Annotated in this window: 17 protein-coding genes; 5 read left to right on the forward strand and 12 right to left on the reverse strand. The window is 70.0% G+C overall.

Annotated features, from left to right (window positions below; translation table 11 throughout):
- Positions 1–83: 83 nt before the first annotated feature.
- Positions 84–956: an aminodeoxychorismate lyase gene (locus tag JOE46_RS13635; RefSeq protein ID WP_097211961.1), complete on the reverse strand. Its 873-nt coding sequence runs from the start codon at positions 954–956 to the stop codon at positions 84–86.
- A gap of 55 nt (positions 957–1,011) precedes the next feature.
- On the opposite strand from JOE46_RS13635, the gene JOE46_RS13640 reads away from it, so the two are divergent.
- From JOE46_RS13640 to JOE46_RS13655, 4 genes are all read left to right on the forward strand, one after another.
- Positions 1,012–2,139 (forward strand): folate-binding protein YgfZ, encoded by a 1,128-nt coding sequence (locus tag JOE46_RS13640; protein WP_097211960.1) that lies wholly within the window; start codon positions 1,012–1,014, stop codon positions 2,137–2,139.
- The gene (locus tag JOE46_RS13645; RefSeq protein WP_097211959.1) at positions 2,136–2,804 is read left to right on the forward strand and encodes an MOSC domain-containing protein; all 669 of its coding nucleotides are present in this window, start codon (positions 2,136–2,138) and stop codon (positions 2,802–2,804) included. Before JOE46_RS13640 ends, JOE46_RS13645 begins: the two co-directional genes overlap by 4 nt.
- Complete coding sequence (locus JOE46_RS13650) at positions 2,801–3,757, forward strand: asparaginase (protein WP_097211958.1); 957 nt, start codon at positions 2,801–2,803, stop codon at positions 3,755–3,757. Before JOE46_RS13645 ends, JOE46_RS13650 begins: the two co-directional genes overlap by 4 nt.
- Positions 3,758–3,895: 138 nt before the next feature.
- Entirely contained in the window at positions 3,896–4,102 is a 207-nt protein-coding gene (locus JOE46_RS13655; RefSeq protein ID WP_097211957.1) for a DUF3073 domain-containing protein, read from the forward strand.
- Between the two features lie 157 nt (positions 4,103–4,259).
- Here the strand turns inward: JOE46_RS13655 and purM are convergent, their stop codons facing one another.
- The 9 genes from purM to JOE46_RS13700 all read right to left on the reverse strand — a co-directional run bounded on the left by purM (position 4,260) and on the right by JOE46_RS13700 (position 15,473).
- Positions 4,260–5,345, reverse strand: coding sequence for a phosphoribosylformylglycinamidine cyclo-ligase (gene purM, locus JOE46_RS13660; protein ID WP_097211956.1), 1,086 nt, complete (start codon positions 5,343–5,345; stop codon positions 4,260–4,262).
- Between the two features lie 77 nt (positions 5,346–5,422).
- Positions 5,423–7,021, reverse strand: coding sequence for an amidophosphoribosyltransferase (gene purF / locus JOE46_RS13665; RefSeq protein ID WP_097211955.1), 1,599 nt, complete (start codon positions 7,019–7,021; stop codon positions 5,423–5,425).
- Between the two features lie 85 nt (positions 7,022–7,106).
- Positions 7,107–7,493 (reverse strand): sterol carrier family protein, encoded by a 387-nt coding sequence (locus JOE46_RS13670; protein ID WP_209927556.1) that lies wholly within the window; start codon positions 7,491–7,493, stop codon positions 7,107–7,109.
- Positions 7,490–8,110 carry a GNAT family N-acetyltransferase gene (locus JOE46_RS13675; RefSeq protein WP_209927558.1) on the reverse strand — a complete coding sequence of 207 codons (621 nt, stop codon included), beginning with the start codon at positions 8,108–8,110 and terminating at the stop codon, positions 7,490–7,492. Before JOE46_RS13675 ends, JOE46_RS13670 begins: the two co-directional genes overlap by 4 nt.
- A gap of 20 nt (positions 8,111–8,130) precedes the next feature.
- Positions 8,131–9,930: an alpha/beta-hydrolase family protein gene (locus tag JOE46_RS13680; protein ID WP_209927560.1), complete on the reverse strand. Its 1,800-nt coding sequence runs from the start codon at positions 9,928–9,930 to the stop codon at positions 8,131–8,133.
- Between the two features lie 4 nt (positions 9,931–9,934).
- Positions 9,935–12,208, reverse strand: a complete 2,274-nt coding sequence (gene purL / locus JOE46_RS13685) for a phosphoribosylformylglycinamidine synthase subunit PurL (RefSeq protein WP_209929102.1) — start codon at positions 12,206–12,208, stop codon at positions 9,935–9,937.
- Positions 12,209–12,348: 140 nt separating this feature from the next.
- Entirely contained in the window at positions 12,349–13,671 is a 1,323-nt protein-coding gene (locus JOE46_RS13690) for a DUF4185 domain-containing protein (RefSeq protein WP_209927562.1), read from the reverse strand.
- A gap of 134 nt (positions 13,672–13,805) precedes the next feature.
- Entirely contained in the window at positions 13,806–15,092 is a 1,287-nt protein-coding gene (locus JOE46_RS13695) for a M18 family aminopeptidase (protein WP_209927564.1), read from the reverse strand.
- Between the two features lie 30 nt (positions 15,093–15,122).
- Positions 15,123–15,473: a VOC family protein gene (locus JOE46_RS13700; protein ID WP_097211948.1), complete on the reverse strand. Its 351-nt coding sequence runs from the start codon at positions 15,471–15,473 to the stop codon at positions 15,123–15,125.
- A gap of 120 nt (positions 15,474–15,593) precedes the next feature.
- Between JOE46_RS13700 and JOE46_RS13705 the strand changes: the two genes are divergently transcribed.
- Positions 15,594–16,556 carry a Dyp-type peroxidase gene (locus tag JOE46_RS13705; protein WP_097211947.1) on the forward strand — a complete coding sequence of 321 codons (963 nt, stop codon included), beginning with the start codon at positions 15,594–15,596 and terminating at the stop codon, positions 16,554–16,556.
- 22 nt (positions 16,557–16,578) lie between these two features.
- On the opposite strand, the gene JOE46_RS13710 is transcribed toward JOE46_RS13705, so the two are convergent.
- A complete protein-coding gene (locus JOE46_RS13710; RefSeq protein ID WP_077042822.1) occupies positions 16,579–17,058 on the reverse strand; it encodes a carboxymuconolactone decarboxylase family protein in 480 nt (159 codons plus the stop codon).
- Between the two features lie 17 nt (positions 17,059–17,075).
- Positions 17,076–18,149, reverse strand: a complete 1,074-nt coding sequence (locus JOE46_RS13715) for a dihydrodipicolinate reductase (protein ID WP_209927565.1) — start codon at positions 18,147–18,149, stop codon at positions 17,076–17,078.
- Positions 18,150–18,170 lie beyond the last annotated feature (21 nt).

The raw sequence follows: 18,170 nt of genomic DNA on the forward strand, positions 1-18,170 counted from the left end.
CCTGCGACCTTTTGCCGCAGGCCTTTATCTACTACCGACAGTAGTAGCGGAGTCAAGTCGCCCGTGCTCGTCCCGGACCGCACTCAGACGGCGTCCGGCATCGCCCCAACCGTCTCCGCCGACAGGTCGACCAGCGCCGACAGCTCCTCGGCGATCTCCGGCACCGTCGTCACCCGGCCGTTCAAGGCCCGCACCCGTGCGGCGAGAGTCACACTCGAGAGCAGCCAGACACCGTCCGCCAGAATGAGATCCGCGGGCCGCAGCGGCGCCACCTCGGTGCGGAACTCGTGCTCGCCCGCGATCTCGAAAAGCGCCCGCTGAGTGGTTCCCGGCAGGATCCCCTGCTCGATCGGCGGGGTGATCAGCGTGCGGCCGCGAGCGATGACGACCGTGGAGCGGGGGCCCTCGAGCACGAGACCCTCGCTGCTGGTGAAGATCACGTCGTCGGCGCCAAGCGAGTTCGCATGCCTCAGCGCCGCCATGTTGGTCGCGTAGGACAGCGTCTTCGCGCCCAGCAACTGCCACGGCGCGAGCGCCGCCAGGTCCACCGAGAACCCGCGGGGCAGGGTGACCACCGCGATCCCGTCGCGCCGGACGGCCGCGACGCGATCGTCGATGGGGCCGAGTGTGAGATAACCGGTCGGCCCCCCGCCGATCTCGCGGCCACGGCTGAGCACCAGCCGCATCAACCCCTCGCCGTCGCCGTCCCACTCCGCGAGGGCGGTCTTCACGGCCGCGCGCCAGCGGTCCAGGTCTTGTTCCGGCAGGTCTATCGCCGCCGCGGAGTTGTTCAGCCGTTCGAGATGCAGCTCGATGGTGCACGGGGAACCGCCCCGGACCAGCACGGTCTCGAACACTCCGTCACCACGCACGGCCGCCAGGTCGTCCGCGTAGAGCAGCGGGACGTCGGGGTCGTGCACCTTGCCGTCGAGGGTCACCAGTACGCGAGGAGCCATGCCAACAGCCTAGGACGACCGTCCGGCCGCGGCCGGACGCTCCTATTATGGAGCTGTGTCCGAGTCGCCGAGCGTCGCCCCCAGTCCGCTGCTGTCCTATCCCGGTGCCGTCGCCGGTCCCGACGATTCCCTCGACGCCGGGGTCGCCTGGCACTACGGCGACCCGCTGCGCGAGCAGCGCAGCGCCGAGAACGCCGCCGCCATCGTGGACCGCTCGAACCGTTTCGTGCTCTCCATCGGCGGCGACGAGCGCCTCACCTGGCTGCACACCATCTCCAGCCAGCACATCGCGCAGCTGCCCGACGGCGGTTCCGCGGAGAACCTGAGCCTCGACCTGCAGGGCCGGGTCGAGGAGCACTTCGTGCTGACCGATCTGGACGGAACCACCTGGATCGACACCGAGCGCACCCACGGCCCCGGCCTGCTGGCATTCCTCCAGAAGATGGTGTTCTGGGCGAAGGCCGAGCCCGCCGCCGCGCCCGAGATGGCCGTCCTGAGCCTGCTCGGGCCCGACGTACGCCGGCCGAAAATCCTTGCCGCTCTCGGCATCGCCTCACTTCCGCCGGTCTACGGCGCGGTCGCGCTGCCCGGGGGCGGCTTCCTGCGCTCGATGCCGTGGCCCGGCGAACACGCCTTCGATCTGATCGTGCCCCGCGACCAGCTCGCCCGCTGGTGGGAGACGCTGACCGCCGCGGGCGCCGCGCCCGCGGGCAGTTGGGCGTTCGAGGCGCTGCGGGTGGCCGCTGTGCGCCCCCGGATCGGCGTGGACACCGACGAGCGCACCATCCCGCACGAGGCCCGCTGGATCGGCGGCATCGCCGAGCACGGGGCCGTGCACCTGGACAAGGGGTGCTACCGCGGCCAGGAGACCGTGGCCCGGGTGCACAACCTCGGCAAGCCCCCGCGCCACCTGGTGCTGCTGCATCTCGACGGGTCCGCGGACACCCGCCCGGAGCCAGGCGACGCGGTCACCGCGGACGGCAGGACCGTCGGGCACCTGGGCACCGTCGTCGACCACCACGAGCTCGGCCCCATCGCACTGGCCCTGGTCAAGCGGACCGTTCCGGTGGACACCGCGCTGCTCGCCGGCTCGGTGGCCGCCTCGATCGATGCCGACTCCGTGCCCAGCTACGACGCTGTGCAGGCGGGCCGGGCCGCCGTCGACCGGCTGCGCGGCCGGTGAGCGGCGCGGGGCGCGTCGACGCCGTCTGCGTCGTGCACGCCGAGCGCGACAGCGGCACCAAGCGGGTGCCGCGCACCGCGATCGACAAGCGGCCCGTCGACGGGCCGGTACGGATCGGCCCCGCGGGCATGGACGGGGACCACATCTGCGACACCGAGTTCCACGGCGGCACGTTCAAGGCGGTGTACGCGTACCAGCAGGACGAGGCGCAGCGGTGGGAGTCGGAGCTGGGACGGCAGCTGCCCGCCGGCTGGTTCGGCGAGAACCTCCGGATCAGCGGGATCGCCGCGAGCGACGCGGTGATCGGCGAACGCTGGCGCCTGGGTGACGGCGATCTCGCCGCCGAGTTGGAAGTGACCGGCCCGCGGACCCCGTGCGGCACCTTCGGTGTGTGGGCCGGGGAACCTCGCTGGGTCAAGCGTTTCGCCGACCGCGCCGACACCGGCGCCTACCTGCGGGTGGTGCGCGGCGGCCTGGTGACCGCTGGCGATGCGATCCACCGCGTGCACGTGCCGGCCCACGGGGTGACCGTGCGCGACCTGTTCACCGGGCGGGACCCGGAAAATCTGGTCGCGTTGCTCGAGCAGCAGCCAGACCTGTCGCCTACTGTCGCAGACAAGGCACGCCGACGGATCGCCGGACGGAAGGTGCAGGTGGAGTATTGAGCGTCGAACTGGTCGAAGTGGATCGCTCCGGTTTCCGCGAGTGCGTGCACCGCGGTTCGGTGGTCGTGCTCGACCCGGACGGCGAGGTCATCCTGGCCCTCGGCGAGGTACACACCCCGATCTATCCCCGTTCGTCGAACAAGCTCATGCAGGCCGTGGCCCTGTTGCGCAGTGGATTCGCCCCCTCCGACAACCGCGAACTGGCGATCGCCGCCGGCTCGCATGAGGGTGAACCCGAGCACGTCGCTGTGGTGCACCGGCTGCTCACCCGCAGCGGGCTCGCCGAGCACCAACTGCGGTGCCCTCCCGAATTGCCGTCGAACGAGACCGCCCGCGCCCGCGTCCTCGCCTCCGGGGCGCTGCCGCGCCGGATCTTCATGAACTGCTCCGGCAAGCACGCGGCCATGCTCTCGGCCTGCGTGGCGCGCGACTGGCCGCTGGAGAGCTACCTGGAGCCCACACACCCCATCCAGCTGGCGGTGATGGACACCATCGCCGAACTGGCCGGTGAGACGGATTACGAGCTGGGCATCGACAGCTGTGGCCTGCCGATCGTGCCGCTCTCGCTCTCCGCCCTCGCGCGCGGATTCGCCACGCTCGCCACCGCGGCCGCCGACAGCGAGGAACGAGCGGTGGCCGATGCCGTCCGCGAGCAACCGTGGCTGGTGTCCGGCACCGGTCACGACGACTTCCTGCTGATGAGCGCCGTACCGGGCCTGCTCTGCAAGGTGGGCGCCGACGGCGTGCACGCGGGTGCGCTGCCCGACGGCACCTCCTTCGCGCTCAAGATCGACGACGGCGGCGAACGCGCCCGCCTGCCGCTCACGGCCGCGCTGCTGCACCGACTCGGGGTCGCCTGGACCGAGGATCTGGCGGAACTCGCCTCGCCACCGGTACTGGGTGGGGGTGTTCGGGTGGGCACAATTCGGGCGATTCCCGGCGTTCTGAGATAAATCAGACACCCAACGCGGCCTGGGGTGGGAGCGCACGCCGAGTTCTCAGGCTAGAGTGTGTCTCAGGAAGAAATACACACTCAAACGGGGCCGCCAAAAATTCCCAGGCCGCCCCGCGGAAGCGCGAGGGGGTTGGCCATGGGCCGCGGCCGGGCTAAGGCAAAGCAGACCAAGGTTGCACGCGAGCTCAAGTACAGCTCGCCGTCCACGAACTTCGACAGCCTGCAAAAGGAACTGTCCGGAGGTTCGTCCAGCTCCCACCGGAACGGGGTCCTCGCCGACCAGCGTTCCGACGACACTGCGTCGCGCTGGGACGACGACGAAAGCGACGACTGGCGCCGCTGACACGGCGAAGTACAGGAATGCGGGGAAGCCCACCGGCTCCCCCGCATTTCGGCATGTACGGTCGGCGCGCAATCTCGATCTGCTGAACACATAAACGAACGGACCGTTGACCTCCCACGAAGGGGGTCGACGGTCCGTTCGTCTCTGTGCTGTGGGATCAGAAGCGCGGGTGGTCTCCGACCATGCGAACGAGGTCGGATCCTTCCTGCTTGTCCGATGCCTTGGCGACGGTGCCGAGCGTCCAGCAGTCGATGTGGCGGGCGGTCAGCACCGCCAGCGCACGGTCGACGTCCTCGGGCGCCACGATGGCGACCATGCCGACGCCCATGTTGAAGGTCTGCTCCATCTCGGCCCGCTCCACCCGGCCGCGCTGCGCGATCATCGCGAACACCGGCGCCGGACTCCAGGTGCCACGGTCGAGCTCGGCGACGAGCCCCTTCGGCATCACCCGGGCGAGGTTGTTCGCCAGGCCGCCGCCGGTGACGTGGCAGAACGTTCGCACGTCGGTCTCGGCGATCAGGGCCAGGCAGTCCTTGGCGTAGATCTTGGTCGGCTCGAGCAGCTCCTCACCGAGGGTCCGGCCGAACTCCTCGACGTGGCCCCCGAGCGACATGCGGTCGATCTCGAGCAGCACCTTGCGGGCCAGCGAGTAGCCGTTGGAGTGCAGGCCCGACGAGCCCATGCCGATCACCACGTCGCCAGGGCGCACCCGCTGCGGGCCGAGCACGGCATCCGCCTCGACGACGCCGACGCCGGTGGCGGAGAGGTCGTAGTCGCCGTCCGCCATCAGTCCGGGGTGCTCCGCGGTCTCGCCGCCGAGCAGCGCGCAGCCGGCGATGATGCAGCCGTCGGCGATGCCCTTGACCAGCTCGGCGACCCGCTCCGGCACGACCCGGCCGACGGCGATGTAGTCCTGCAGGAACAGCGGCTCGGCGCCGCACACCACGAGGTCGTCGACGACCATCGCGACCAGGTCGAGGCCGAGGGTGTCGTGCTTGTCCATGGCCTGCGCGACGGCGATCTTGGTGCCGACGCCGTCGGTGGAGGCCGCGAGCAGCGGCTCCTTGTACCCGCCCTTGAGCGCGAACAGCCCGGCGAATCCGCCGAGGCCGCCGATCACCTCGGGGCGGCTCGCCTTCTTGGCCAGCGGGGCGAACAGCTCGACGGCCCGGTCTCCGGCCTCGATGTCCACCCCCGCCGCCGCATAGGAGGCGCCGGTGGGGCGGTCGTTGTCGTCGGTCATCGGATTCGCTGCTCCAGCCATCTTCTCGGCGGCGCCTTGGGGCACCGCATGGTGATCTACGTGTGGGCGCTGAGCGCCTACGGTCGACTCAACGCGCTCGCGTTGTCGTTGTCCTGCTTCGCCGCGACGCCCGCGGTGCTCTCCAGCATTCCCTCGAGCACGTTCTTACCCATCGAGGTCTCGGTCGGCAGCGCAATCGGGTAATTACCGTCGAAGCACGCCGAGCAGAGTCGGGACGCGGGCTGCTCGGTGGCGGCGATCATGCCCTCGATCGAGACGTAGCCGAGGGTGTCGGCGCCGATCGAGCGGCGGACGCCCTCGAGCATCTCGTCCATGCTGTGGCTGGTCACGCCGCCGGCCTCGCTGGCCCCCGCGCCGTTGGCGATCAGCTCCGCGGGTGAGGCGAAGTCGATGCCGTAGAAGCAGGGCCACTTGACCGGCGGGGAGGCGATCCGCACGTGGATCTCCAACGCGCCCGCCTCGCGGAGCATCCGGATCAGCGCGCGCTGGGTGTTGCCACGGACGATGGAGTCGTCCACCACGATCAGGCGCTTGCCGCGGATGACCTCTTTGAGCGGGTTGAGCTTGAGCCGGATGCCGAGCTGCCGGATGGTCTGCGACGGCTGGATGAAGGTGCGGCCGACGTAGGCGTTCTTCATCAGGCCCTGGCCGTACGGAATCCCGGAACCCTGCGCGTAACCGACCGCGGCCGGGGTGCCGGACTCGGGAACGGGGATGACCAGGTCGCCCTCGATCGGGTGTTCCTTGGCGAGCCTGCGACCGATCTCGACGCGGGTGGCATGCACCGAACGGCCGGAGATGACGCTGTCCGGGCGGGCCAGGTAGACGTACTCGAACACACAGCCCTTGGGCGTCGGGTTCGCGAAACGCGAGGAACGGACGCCGTCGGCGTCGATCGCCAGCATCTCGCCCGGCTCGATGTCGCGGACGAACGACGCGCCGACGATGTCGAGCGCGGCGGTCTCGCTGGCGACGACCCAGCCGCGGTCGAGACGGCCGAGGCAGAGGGGGCGGACGCCGTGCGGATCGCGTGCCGCATACAGGGTGTGCTCGTCCATGAAGGTCAGGCAGAACGCGCCACGCAGAGTGGGTAGCAGCTCCATCGCGGCCTGCTCGATGGTGCGGTCGGCCGCCGCGTGCGCGAGCAGCGCGCCGACGAGGTCGGAGTCGGAGGTGCCTCGGCCCGGCTGCTTGGGGTTGATGAGCCCGGCCTCGCGCGCCCTGGTCGCCAGCTCCGCCGTGTTCACCAGGTTGCCGTTGTGGCCGAGCGCGATGCCCGTGCCTGCCGCGGTGGTCCGGAAGATGGGCTGGGCGTTCTCCCAGGTGGTGGACCCGGTGGTCGAGTACCGACAGTGCCCGACAGCGACGTGCCCCGGCATCGCGCCGAGAGTCTGCTCGTCGAACACCTGGCTGACCAGGCCGAGGTCCTTGAAGACCAGCACCTGCGAGCCGTCGGCGACGGCGATACCCGCCGCCTCCTGACCACGGTGCTGCAGCGCGTAGAGGCCGTAATAGGTGAGCTTCGCCACATCCTCACCGGGAGCCCAGACGCCGAAGACGCCACACTCCTCGCGGGGCGGCTGCTCGTCCTGATCCGACAGGTCTGCGGGTGCGAGAAGATTCGGGCTGTTGACCGACAATTCGGCTGGAGTCACCGGGGTTGCTCCCTAGGGGGTGGGATGGGGGGCAAGGTCATTCTACGGGTTAACGGCGGGCGTACTGACCACAGGCCTCCCGGTCTCAGAAGCGGAGCAGCGGCAGCCAGTGCTCGATCTCGCGGGCCCTGGTGCCCGACGCCGTGAGCGCGCCCGTCGCCGAGGCGTCGTCGAACGTCAGTCCCCCGGTCACCAGCAGCAGCCAGCTCCGCGGATCGGTCTCCACCACGTTCGGCGGGGTGCCCCTGGTGTGCCGCGGTCCCGCGACGCACTGCACCGCGACGAACGGCGGCACCCGCACCTCCACCGAGGACCCCGGTGCGGTGTTCTCGAGGGTCCTGGCGCTGAGCCGGACGGCGGCCGCGAGCTGGGCCCGGCTGGGCGCAGGAGCGTCGGTGTCGGCCAGCCAGTCGCGGACCTCGAGCAGCGCCGCCCTCAGGTCGGCGGGGTCGATCTTCTTGCGTGCGGTCACCGCGCCAACCCGTCGGCGGCGGGCCGGTTCGCTGATCGGCGCGAGATGCGGGCGAGCAGACCGTCCCGCACCCGAGTCCATTCTTCGTCCGTCACCGAGTAGACGATCGTGGTCCGTACCGTGCCATCGCGCCTGCGGGCATGCCGACGGAGCGCACCCTCCTCCGTTGCGCCGATCGCGGTGACGGCGGCGCGCGAGCGCACGTTCTGGTCGTCGACGTTCAGTTCCACCCGGCGCGCCCCGAGAGTGCCGAAAACATGTTCCAGCACAAGTAGTTTCGACTCCGCATTGATCGCCGTGCCCCGCACACGGGAGGCGAGCCATGTGTAGCCCACCGTCACCCGACCGTGCAGCTCGCTCATGTTGTAGATCGAGGTGGTACCGACTATCTCACCGGTCGCGGCGTCCACCTGCGTGAGTGTCTGCCGCCCGGACCGTAGCGCGTGGTCGACCGATGCCACGGACGGCGGCTCCGACTCGATCCCATACGGAAAGAAGCGCAACGTCTCGGGATCGTCGTGCGCCCTCGCCAACCCGTCGACGTCGGCAGGCGTCGTCGGGCGCAGCAGCACGAACTCACCGCGCAATGTCGGCGGCTTGCTCCAGTGGTCCGTCACGTTCCCCCCCGCTGTCCACGTCACTTCTCCGGTCCCTGCGTGCCTGCCCTCGCGTCGATCGCCGCGCGGACGCGTTCGGTGTCGTCGGCGGTCCAGCCGTCGGGCGCGGCCACCGCGACCCAGCCGTCGAGCACGGTGGTGCCGTAGTTGTGGCCGTGGCCGTCGGGCACCCCCGCCGCGTTGGCGAGGTCGGCCGCGACCTGCCAGAACGTGACGAACGGGAACCAGCGCATGTCCGGCAGGCGGTCGTCGCCCGGCGCCTCCGACAGCCAGTCCGGGCGGTTGAAGATCAGGTCCGGGCTCCACCACACCACCGGGTCCGACGGATGCTGGATGTAGAGCACCCGGGGCTTCATCCACGGGGACGCCGGACTCCCGATCGAGGCCGCGTCATTGGCGAAACGCACCACCAGCCCGTCGGAGTACATCGGTTCGACCTGCCGAGTGCCCGGGTCCCGCCGTGCTTCGAGCTGGCTCCACAGGGTGTTCGAGTTCGGCGGACCCACCCACAGCACCCCGTCGACGGTCTCCCGGATGTCGGCGAGCCCGTCGAACGCCGCCTCGCCTGCCTGCGTTCCGAGGCTCTCCCCGTAGATCAGCAGTTTGGGCCTGGTCTCCGCGGGCTCGCGCAGCCAGCGCTCGTGCACGCGGCCGATCAGCGCCCGCCCCGCCTCGGCGGCCTTGTTCCGGTCCGCAAGAAACGAGATCCAGCTGGGCAGGTACGAGTACTGGTTGGCAACGAGGGCGCTGTCGCCGTTGTGCACCAGCTCGATCGCCTCGGCCGCGGTCGGGTTGACCCAGCCGGTGCCGGTGGTCGGTATGACCACCAGGACACTGCGGTGGAAGGCTCCGGTGCGCTCGAGCTCGGCGATCACGACGTCCAGTCGGGCGTCGGTGTCCGCCGCCGTCTCCAGCCCCGCGTACACACGGATCGGTTCGAGCGCCTGCTTCCCGTTCACCGCTGTGAGTTCGTCGGCGTGCATGCCCCGCGAGACGAAGTTCCGGCCCTCGAAGCCGAGCGACTCCCAGCTCGCGTACGAGTCGGGACTGCCGGACCGCTCGAGGGCGGTCGGCTGCTCGACGCCCTCGCGGGTGGTGTTGTTCTGCAGGCTGAACGCGGAGTTGATCGCCGCGTAGGCGGCGTCGAACAGCACGTCCGTCACCATGGTGTAGCTGAGGAACGCGACCAGCACCACGCCGATCGGTGCGGCGGCGGAACGCGGCACCTTCAGCCACCGGTTCAGGTAGCGGGCGACCAACCTCACCAGGTCCCGGAGCACCCGCCACAACGAGATCAGCAGCGCCGCCACCAGCATGCTGAGCAGCAGCGTGCGAAGGTAGCCGGTGGTGGTGGTGCCCTCGGCGTCGGTCAGCGCGGCCAGCTCACGCTGCCAGGCCGCCGAGGCGATGAGCATGCCGATCGACACCAGCAGCGACAGGATCGGCACCGCGATCTTGAGCGCCAGCTGCACCTTGGTGGGCGGCGGCCACCAGGGCAACCGCGCCAGCAGGAGCCGGTTGACCGCCCACCCGACCGCGGTTCCGACGCCGTAGCCGATGGCCGCGGTGATGCCACCGATCAGGCCCTGGTAGAGCCAGTCCCGGGGCAGCAGGGACGGTGTCAGCGACCAGCAGAAGAACAGCGCCGCGAACGCGATACCCGTGTAGTCCAGCCGCAGCAGACCCCACGCCCAGCCCACGAAGGGGTGCCGTTCTCGTAGTTCCTCGGGCGAGGCGAGGACCTCGACCCAGCTGGACTGCTCGTGCTTCGTCCCGACCGCTCCCCCGGCCTGCTTGGTCCCGACCTCTCCCCCGGTCAAGGACTCAGCCGAAGAGTTCGGGGAGCGTCGCCTCCGACAGTTCGCGCAGCTCGGCCATGCTCACCGAGAACTGGCCCTGGACCTCGATCGAGTCCGAGCCCTCGTCGACGACACCGATGCGCACCCACGGCAGGCCGCGAGCGGTGCACATGCCGGTGAACCGGGTCTCCTCGGTGCGCGGCACCGCGACAAGGACTCGGCCTGCCGACTCGGAGAACAGCGTGACGAACGGGTCCGCGCCCTCGGGGAGCAGGATCCGGCAGCCGGTCTCGCCTGCCAGCGCGGCCTCGACGACCGCCTGGGCCAGGCCGCCCTCGGACAGGTCGTGCGCAGCGCTGACCAGCCCGTCCCGCGAGCCGGCCAGCAGGATGTCGGCGAGCAGCTGCTCGCGCGCCAGGTCGACCTTCGGCGGCACGCCACCGAGGTGATCGTGCTCGACCTGGGCCCAGATCGAGCCATCAAGCTCATCGCGAGTCTCCCCCAGCAGGATCAGGGTCTCGCCCGGCTCCAGGCCGAGTCCGGTGGGGATGCGGCGGTGCACGTCGTCGATCACACCGAGGACGGCGACCACCGGGGTCGGCAGGATGGCCGTCGAGCCGGTCTGGTTGTAGAAGCTGACGTTGCCGCCGGTGACCGGGATGCCGAGGGTGGCGCAGCCGTCGGCGAGGCCGCGCACGGCCTGCTGGAACTGCCACATCACGCCCGGGTCCTCCGGCGATCCGAAATTGAGACAGTTGCTGACGGCCTTCGGGGTCGCACCGGTGACCGCGACGTTCCGGAACGCCTCGGCCAGCGCGAGCTGGGCACCGGCGTACGGGTCCAATGCGGTGTAGCGGCCGGAGGCGTCGGTGGCCAGCGCGATACCGCGGCCGGTCTTCTCGTCGATCCGGATGACGCCCGCGTCGGCCTGCTCGGCGAGCACGGTGTTGCCGCGCACGTAGCGGTCGTACTGCTCGGTGATCCAGTTGCGGCTGCACAGCTGCGGCGAGGCCACCATGTTCAGCAGCGTCGTCTTCAGCTCCTCCGGCGTGGTCGGACGCGCGAGGGAGGCGGTGGTGTCCGCGACGAGCGCGTCCTGGGTGGCGGGACGCTGCACGGGACGCTCGTAGACCGGGCCCTCGTGCGCGACGGTGCGCGGCGGCACGTCCACCACGTTCTCGCCGTGCCAGTCGATGGTGAGCCGGTCTCCGTCGGTGACCTCACCGATGACGGTGGCGAGCACGTCCCACTTGCGGCAGACCTCCATGAACGCGTCCACGTTCTCGGGGGTGACCACAGCGCACATCCGCTCCTGCGACTCGCTGGAGAGGATCTCCGCCGCGGTCATGCCGGTCGCGCGGGTCGGCACCTTGTCCAGGTCGATGTGCATGCCGCCGTCGCCCGCGGCCGCGAGCTCGGAGGTGGCACAGGACAGCCCGGCGCCGCCGAGGTCCTGGATGCCGACGACCAGCTTCGCCTTGTACAGGTCGAGACAGCACTCGATGAGCACCTTCTCGGTGAACGGGTCGCCGACCTGCACGGCGGGCAGCTTCTTGGGGCGACCGCCGGACGACTCGTCGAAGGTCTCCGAGGCGAGCACGGACACGCCGCCGATGCCGTCGAGGCCGGTGCGCGCGCCGAACAGGATGATCTTGTTGCCCGCGCCGGAGGCGAACGCCAGGTGCAGGTCCTCGACCCGCATCGCGCCCGCGCACAGCGCGTTCACCAGGGGGTTGCCCGCGTAGGAGGCGTCGAAGACGGTCTCGCCGCCGACGTTCGGCAGGCCGAGGGAGTTGCCGTAGCCGCCGACGCCGCGCACGACGCCGTCGACGACCCGGCGGGTGTCGGGCGCGTCCGCCGCGCCGAAGCGGAGCTGATCCATGACCGCGATCGGGCGGGCGCCCATCGCCATGATGTCGCGGACGATGCCGCCGACGCCGGTCGCCGCGCCCTGGTAGGGCTCGATGTAGGAGGGGTGGTTGTGCGACTCCACCTTGAAGGTGACCGCCCAGCCGTCGCCGATGTCGACGACGCCCGCGTTCTCACCGATGCCCGCGAGCATCGAGGAGCGCATCTCGTCGGTGGTGGTCTCGCCGAAGTACTTCAGGTGCACCTTGGAGGACTTGTAGGAGCAGTGCTCGCTCCACATCACCGAGTACATCGCGAGCTCGGCATCGGTCGGGCGCCGACCGAGGATCTCCTTGATCCGGGTGTACTCGTCTTCCTTGAGTCCCAGTTCCTTGAAGGGCTGGGCGACATCCGGGGTCGCTGCGGCCTTGGTGACGGTGTCGACCTGCACGGTGCTCGTCTCTGAAGACACGGGGAGTCGGGTCCCTTCCCTGGAGGAGTCAAATCGGCCGCGGCTGGCGCCACGCTGCCTGGGCAAAGTCTAACTGCCAGGACAGCGTGCCCCCGCACTGGTAGCGGCCACCCGCGCCGTCACTGCTCGTCGGGGTACTCCACCCGCAGCAGCCGCGCGTCTCCTGTGGTCGCCGGGTCGGGACGGTCGGCCTGATCCGTGGCCCTCATCTGCAGACCGTTCAGGTCTGTGCGCATGTAGATGACGTTGTAGCGGTCCCAGGTGGTGGCAACGAACTCCAGGTGCTGGCCCGTGGCCCACGGGTGCATGAACCCGCCGTAGAGCGCGGGCACCAGCACCCCGCTGAGAATGGTCTGCTTGCCGCTCCACGGGCCCTCGAGCCGGTCCGCCTGCCGGATCACGAGCGAGTTGGTCTCGTCGGTGTACATCGCCACCCACTTGTTCAGGTAGTCGTTCCACTGCACCGCGAGCTCGCTGACCGGCGAGCCGATCACCGGTGTGGCCTGCGCGAGGTCGGCGACCCAAGCGCTGCCGTTCCAGTACGTGTAGGCGTTCAGGTCGCGGATCTGAGCGGCGGGGACGCGGGCGAGCAGCGGGGTGCCCTGCCGGCCGGACTCGGTGCCGTACTCGTAGACGAAGCCGTCCTTACCGTCGACGAAGGCGCTCTGCTGGAACTTCGAATTGGCCGGGTTCACCGCGGGGATGCCCGGGATACCGATGCCCTCGGTGTTGGCGCGGACGGTCGCCGGGTCCGCGGTCCAGTTCTCCCCGTTGTCGGTCGAGTACGCGATGGCCGAGTAGTTGGTGGTCCAGTTGCCGGGGGTGTCCCAGGACCGCACCGACATGAACCGGACGTACTGCACCCCGTTCACCGCGATGCCCGCGGTGGGAATGGTCGTGTACTCGCCGGGGATGGCGAAGCCGGGGATGATCTCCTTGGAATTGTTCGGGCCGGCCAGCGGCGAGCTGTCGATCCGCATGCCGTCGGACAGCACAGTGTCGGAACTGCGGAACAGGACGTTGCTCCGCCAGTCGTCGCCGTCGGCCTCGCAGTCGCCGACGGTGTCACCGAACGCCATCATCACGTCGTGGCGGCCGAGCGCGTTTCCGTTGTCCCACATGATGCCCAGGTCGGTGCCCGAGACGTTGAAGCGCGAGATGGTGTTGTTCGGGCTGCCCGGACCCGTGACCATCTCGATCGCCTTGGTCTTGCCGGTCAACTGCGGGACGCCGCCGTCCGGCGGGCCGGTGAGCCACGGCAGCGCCCCGGCAAGCGATCCGGTACTGCTACCGCTGCTCCCGCCGCTCGAACTGCCCGATCCGCCCTGACCGCAGGGGCCGCCCTCCGCCGCCGAGGCCGGCGAGACCGCCGACGCCGCAAGGGCAACCGCGACCACCGTCGCGGACAGGGCGGACGACCACGACCGACTCAGTGCGTGCACGGAGATGTTCCTCTCGGGGCTGGACAGGGCGCGCGGAAATGAGCGCGGCCCAGCCAACCACGAGAAAATTGTTACTGAGGTGCCTGTTGGGGCAATTGTTACTAAACGTCAACAAACACCTTCGCCGACCGGCCTTATTCCGCGGGCGTCAGGAAAGCCGCCAGCGCCTCGGCGTACGAGGTCACGTCGGCCGCACCCATCAGCTCTCGCGCCGAGTGCATCGCGAGTTGCGCGGCTCCCACGTCGACGGTGGACAGCCCGGTCCGCGACGCGGTGATCGGTCCGATGGTGGAACCACACGGCAGGTCCGCGCGGTGCACGTAGCGCTGCAGCGGCACGCCCGCCTGATCGCAGGCGAGGGCGAAGGCGCCCGCACCGGCCGCATCGGTGGCGTACCGCAGGTTCTGGTTGACCTTGAGTACCGGGCCACCGTTGATCTCGATCCGGTGCGCGGGCTCGTGCCGGTCCGGGTAGTTCGGATGGGTGGCATGTGCCATGTCCCCGGACGCGCACACCGAGCCCGCCATCGCGCGCAGGAAGTCCTCCCGGCCGCCGCCGCGCGCCAGCACGATCCGCTCGAGCACCGAGTTCAGCAGGTCGGAGAAGGCACCGCGGTCGGACATGCTGCCGACCTCCTCGTGGTCGAACAGGGCCAGCACGGGAATCGCCTCGGCCGGGTTCTCCACCGCGGCGAGCAACGCCCGGCTGCCCGCGTAGCAGGTGCCCTGGTTGTCCAGGCGCGGCGCGCTGACCAGTTCGTCGTGTAGCCCGACCACCGCGCTCGGCGCCAGGTCGTGGGTCATGAGTTCCCAGCCGAGCACCGCACCCGGATCGACGCCCACCTCCTCGGCCAGGAAACCGAGGAACCGCCGCGGTGAGGAGCCGACACCCCAGATCGCGTTCACGTGCCGCTGCGGGTCGAGTTGCACCCCCTTGCGATCCTCCGACAGGTGGATGGCCAGCTGCGGCACCCGTAGGATCGGCCGATCCACCCGGATCAACTTCTCCTGCAGCGTGTTTCCGTCGCGGATGCTCAACCGGCCGGAGATGCCCAGATCTCGGTCCAGCCAGGAGTTCAGCCACGCGCCGCCGTACGGCTCGAGGCCGACCAGCTGCCAGCCGGCGGAATCGAGGTCGGGGTGCTGCTTGACCCGCAGGTTCGGGCTGTCGGTGTGGCCGCCGACGATCCGGAACGGCGCCGCCTCCCGCCCGCTGGCCTCGGTGCTCCATGCGACCAGCGAGCCGCCGCGCACCAGGAAGTATCGACCGGGAGCCGACGGCCAGCCCTGGGTCTCCCGCAGCCGCACGAAGCCCGCGACGGTCAGCTCGGCCGCGACCGTTTCACAGACGTGGAACGGTGACGGCGACGCGTCGACGAAGGAGCAGAGCCCGGTTGCGGTGGCGTCGGTGAGCTGCGGCATGAGTCGATCCTAGTGACCGGGTCGACCCCGTCAGTGGCTGCCCGACACGCAGAACCTGTTCCCGTCCGGGTCGGTGAGGGTGACCCACCGGAAGCCGTCCATGTCGTGCCGCTCGTACTCCTGCGCACCGGCAGCGGTCAGCTCGGCAACCTCCGCGTCGAGGTCCTCCGCGATCATGTCGAGGTGCACCCGGTTCTTGCCCGGCGTGGGGTCCGGCACCTTCTGGAAGGCCAGCTTGTGCGCGGCGCCCGGCACCTCGACCATGTAGAACCAGCCGTCGTTCTCCTGCTCGATCCGGCCACCGACCCGCTCGGCCCACCACGCGGCGAGCGGACCCGGTTCGGCACTGTCGAAGGTGATCATGCCCAGTGTCAGTGTCATGCCCGAACGCTACCGCCGGGCACCGACATTCGGCGCGAACTCGTTCGCGGGGACCGCCGCCGAGGTCGACTACCGTTGGCGCACAGGATGAGCCACACCCGACGCAGACCGGAGCCCACGATGACCGAATCGCCTCGCCCGCCACGGGCTCCCGAGTCCCAGACGGTGACCAGCCCCCTCTCCCCTGCGGCCATCTTCCTCGTCGCGACCGTAGACGCCGGGGGGGAGGCGCTCACTCGCTCGCTGCTCGCGGACGCCGCAGGCCTCCGCCGGGCGGTCGGGCTGCGGGTGCCGGGCTCGGGTCTGGAACTGATCGTCAGCATCGGCTCGGACGCCTGGGACCGACTGTTCGCCGGGCCGCGACCCGCGCAGTTGCACCCGTTCCCGGCGTTGCGCGGCGGGAAGCACCAGGCCCCGTCCACTCCGGGCGACCTGCTCTTCCACATCCGGGCGATGAGCCTCGACGCCTGTTTCGAGCTCGCACACCAGATCGCCAAGCGGCTCGCGGGCGCGGCCACCGTGGTCGACGAGGTGCACGGCTTCCAGTACTTCGAGAACCGCGACCTGATCGGCTTCGTGGACGGCACCGAGAACCCGTCTGGGCGAGGCGCCGTCGCGGCGGTCACCGTTGGCGACGAGGACCCGGCCTTCGCGGGCGGCTCCTACGTGCACGTGCAGAAGTACCTGCACGACATGTCGACGTGGGAGGCGCTGCCGGTTCCCGAGCAGGAGAAGGTGATCGGGCGCACCAAGCTCGAGGACATCGAGATGAGCGCCGACGTCAAGCCGGCGAACTCACACGTCGCACTGAACGCCATCAAGGACGAGCAGGGCGAGTCGCTGGAGATCCTGCGCGCGAACATGCCGTTCGGCCGCGTCGGCGACGGCGAGATGGGCACGTACTTCATCGGCTACTGCCGCACGCCCGCGATCACCGAACGGATGCTCGCGAACATGTTCCTCGGCGATCCGCCCGGCAATTACGACCGGCTGCTCGACTTCTCGGTCCCGGTCACCGGATCCGCGTTCTTCACCCCGAGCGCCGACTTCTTCGACGCCCTGCCCGGGGCGCCGACCGACTGATCGGCCGCGCCCCGGCGGGTCCTCAGTGGCCCGGCAGCACGCAGACGCTGTCGAGTCCGAGCACGTGATTGAGCCTGCCGAACGCCAGCCAGGAGCCGATGCTCATCGAGAGCTCGACGACCTCGGCCTGGGTGTAGTGCTCGAACATCCGGGTCCAGAACTCGTCGTCCAGCCCGTGGTGGTCGAGCGCGTACCGCTCCGCGTACTCCGCCGCCAGCCGGGTGCGATCGTCGAAAACGTCGGTGGTGCGCCAGTTCTCGACCGCATCGTCGAAACCGGCCTCCACCTTCTTGCCGTCCCGTTCGGTGCGCCAGTCCTGGCAGAAGATGCAGCCGTTGATCTGCGCGATCCGCAGCCGGGCGGCCTCGAACGCACGCAGGTCGATGGTCGAGTGTTCGTACACGGACAGCGAGAACTTCGAGGCCGCGATCCCGATGCCGGGGACCATCTCGCCCCACACGTACCCGATCGGGTCCTTGTCTTCGGGAATGTCGATGAGCATGGCTCGTCCTTTCGTGACTACCGTTTTCCGAGTTTGCCGACTGCGGGGCGCAGCGGGACGTCGAGCGCGTCGTAGATTCCGGGTTCCGCCGCCACCAGCCAGTCGATGGCGCTCACCAACCGCCCGACCGCGGTGGCGTTTCCGCCCGCGGACCGGCTGCCGTCCTCGTCGGTGCACTCGACCGACACCTCGATGCGCGGGCGGCCCTCGATGATCACCCGGTGGGCGCCGTCGCCGTCCGGCGGCATCGGCCAGTCGGTGGCGCACGTCGGGTGGATCCGGGTGACGTGTTCGATGACGATCCGGGGCTCACCGTCGACGATGCCCTGCACCTCGAACCGCACCGCGCCCTGGGTGCCCGCCTCGAACTCGCCCATCGTCTTGGTGGTGACGGTCGCGTCGAGCGCGCGCCGGTCGAGGGTCTCGCGGATCTCGTCGAGCTCGACGCCAAGCGCCCGCGCCATCATCCGGATCTGCCCGCCCCACACCATGGTCGGGATCGTCGGCGCGATCATCGGCGGCAGGTAGTCCATCGGCTGACCCATGCCCACCAGGTAGCGCACCGAATCGGGCTGGTCGTAGGTGGAGTAGTCGAAGATCTCCTGGCAACGGATCACGTCGACGGTGCTGCCCAGTCCGCTGAGCAGCAGCGGCAGCACATCGTTGCCCCAGCCGGGGTCGACGCCCGAGGCGAACAGCGAGCCGCCGCCCTCCGCGATGGCGGCCAGCACCGGGTCCCGCAGTTCGGGCGGTGCGTTGGTCGGGTCGTAGAGCGGGTACAGCGCCGGACTGACGACGACCGCGCCCGCGCGGATCGCCCGGCAGATGTCCGCGAGCGCGTCGTCGGGCCGGATGTCGCCGGAGGCCGCGTATACCACCGCGCCCGGGCTGGCGGCCAGCACCGCCTCGATGTCGTCGGTCGCCGCGACCCCCAGCTCGGAGCCGAGCCCGGACAGATCCCCCGCGTCGCGGCCGACCTTGTCCGGGTTGTTCACGATCACGTTCTCGAGCTTGAGCGCCGGGTGCGCATCGACGGCCCTGATGGCCGCCCGGCCGACATTTCCGGTACCCCACACCACCGTTGAGATCATGGCCGGGACGCTACCCAACTG

The organism is Rhodococcus sp. PvR099, assembly GCF_017833315.1.
Classification (GTDB): Bacteria; Actinomycetota; Actinomycetes; order Mycobacteriales; family Mycobacteriaceae; genus Rhodococcus_G; species Rhodococcus_G oryzae.

What these genes read in the sequence shown, in the direction of transcription:
- JOE46_RS13710 (WP_077042822.1), bottom strand. Translation starts at nt 17,058, where the DNA reads ATGCTCATCGACATTCCCGAAGACAAGGACCCGATCGGGTACGTGTGG.
- JOE46_RS13695 (WP_209927564.1), bottom strand. Translation starts at nt 15,092, where the DNA reads ATGCCGCAGCTCACCGACGCCACCGCAACCGGGCTCTGCTCCTTCGTC.
- JOE46_RS13655 (WP_097211957.1), top strand. Translation starts at nt 3,896, where the DNA reads ATGGGCCGCGGCCGGGCTAAGGCAAAGCAGACCAAGGTTGCACGCGAG.
- JOE46_RS13705 (WP_097211947.1), top strand. Translation starts at nt 15,594, where the DNA reads ATGACCGAATCGCCTCGCCCGCCACGGGCTCCCGAGTCCCAGACGGTG.
- JOE46_RS13635 (WP_097211961.1), bottom strand. Translation starts at nt 956, where the DNA reads ATGGCTCCTCGCGTACTGGTGACCCTCGACGGCAAGGTGCACGACCCC.
- JOE46_RS13715 (WP_209927565.1), bottom strand. Translation starts at nt 18,149, where the DNA reads ATGATCTCAACGGTGGTGTGGGGTACCGGAAATGTCGGCCGGGCGGCC.
- purM (WP_097211956.1), bottom strand. Translation starts at nt 5,345, where the DNA reads ATGACCGACGACAACGACCGCCCCACCGGCGCCTCCTATGCGGCGGCG.
- JOE46_RS13700 (WP_097211948.1), bottom strand. Translation starts at nt 15,473, where the DNA reads ATGACACTGACACTGGGCATGATCACCTTCGACAGTGCCGAACCGGGT.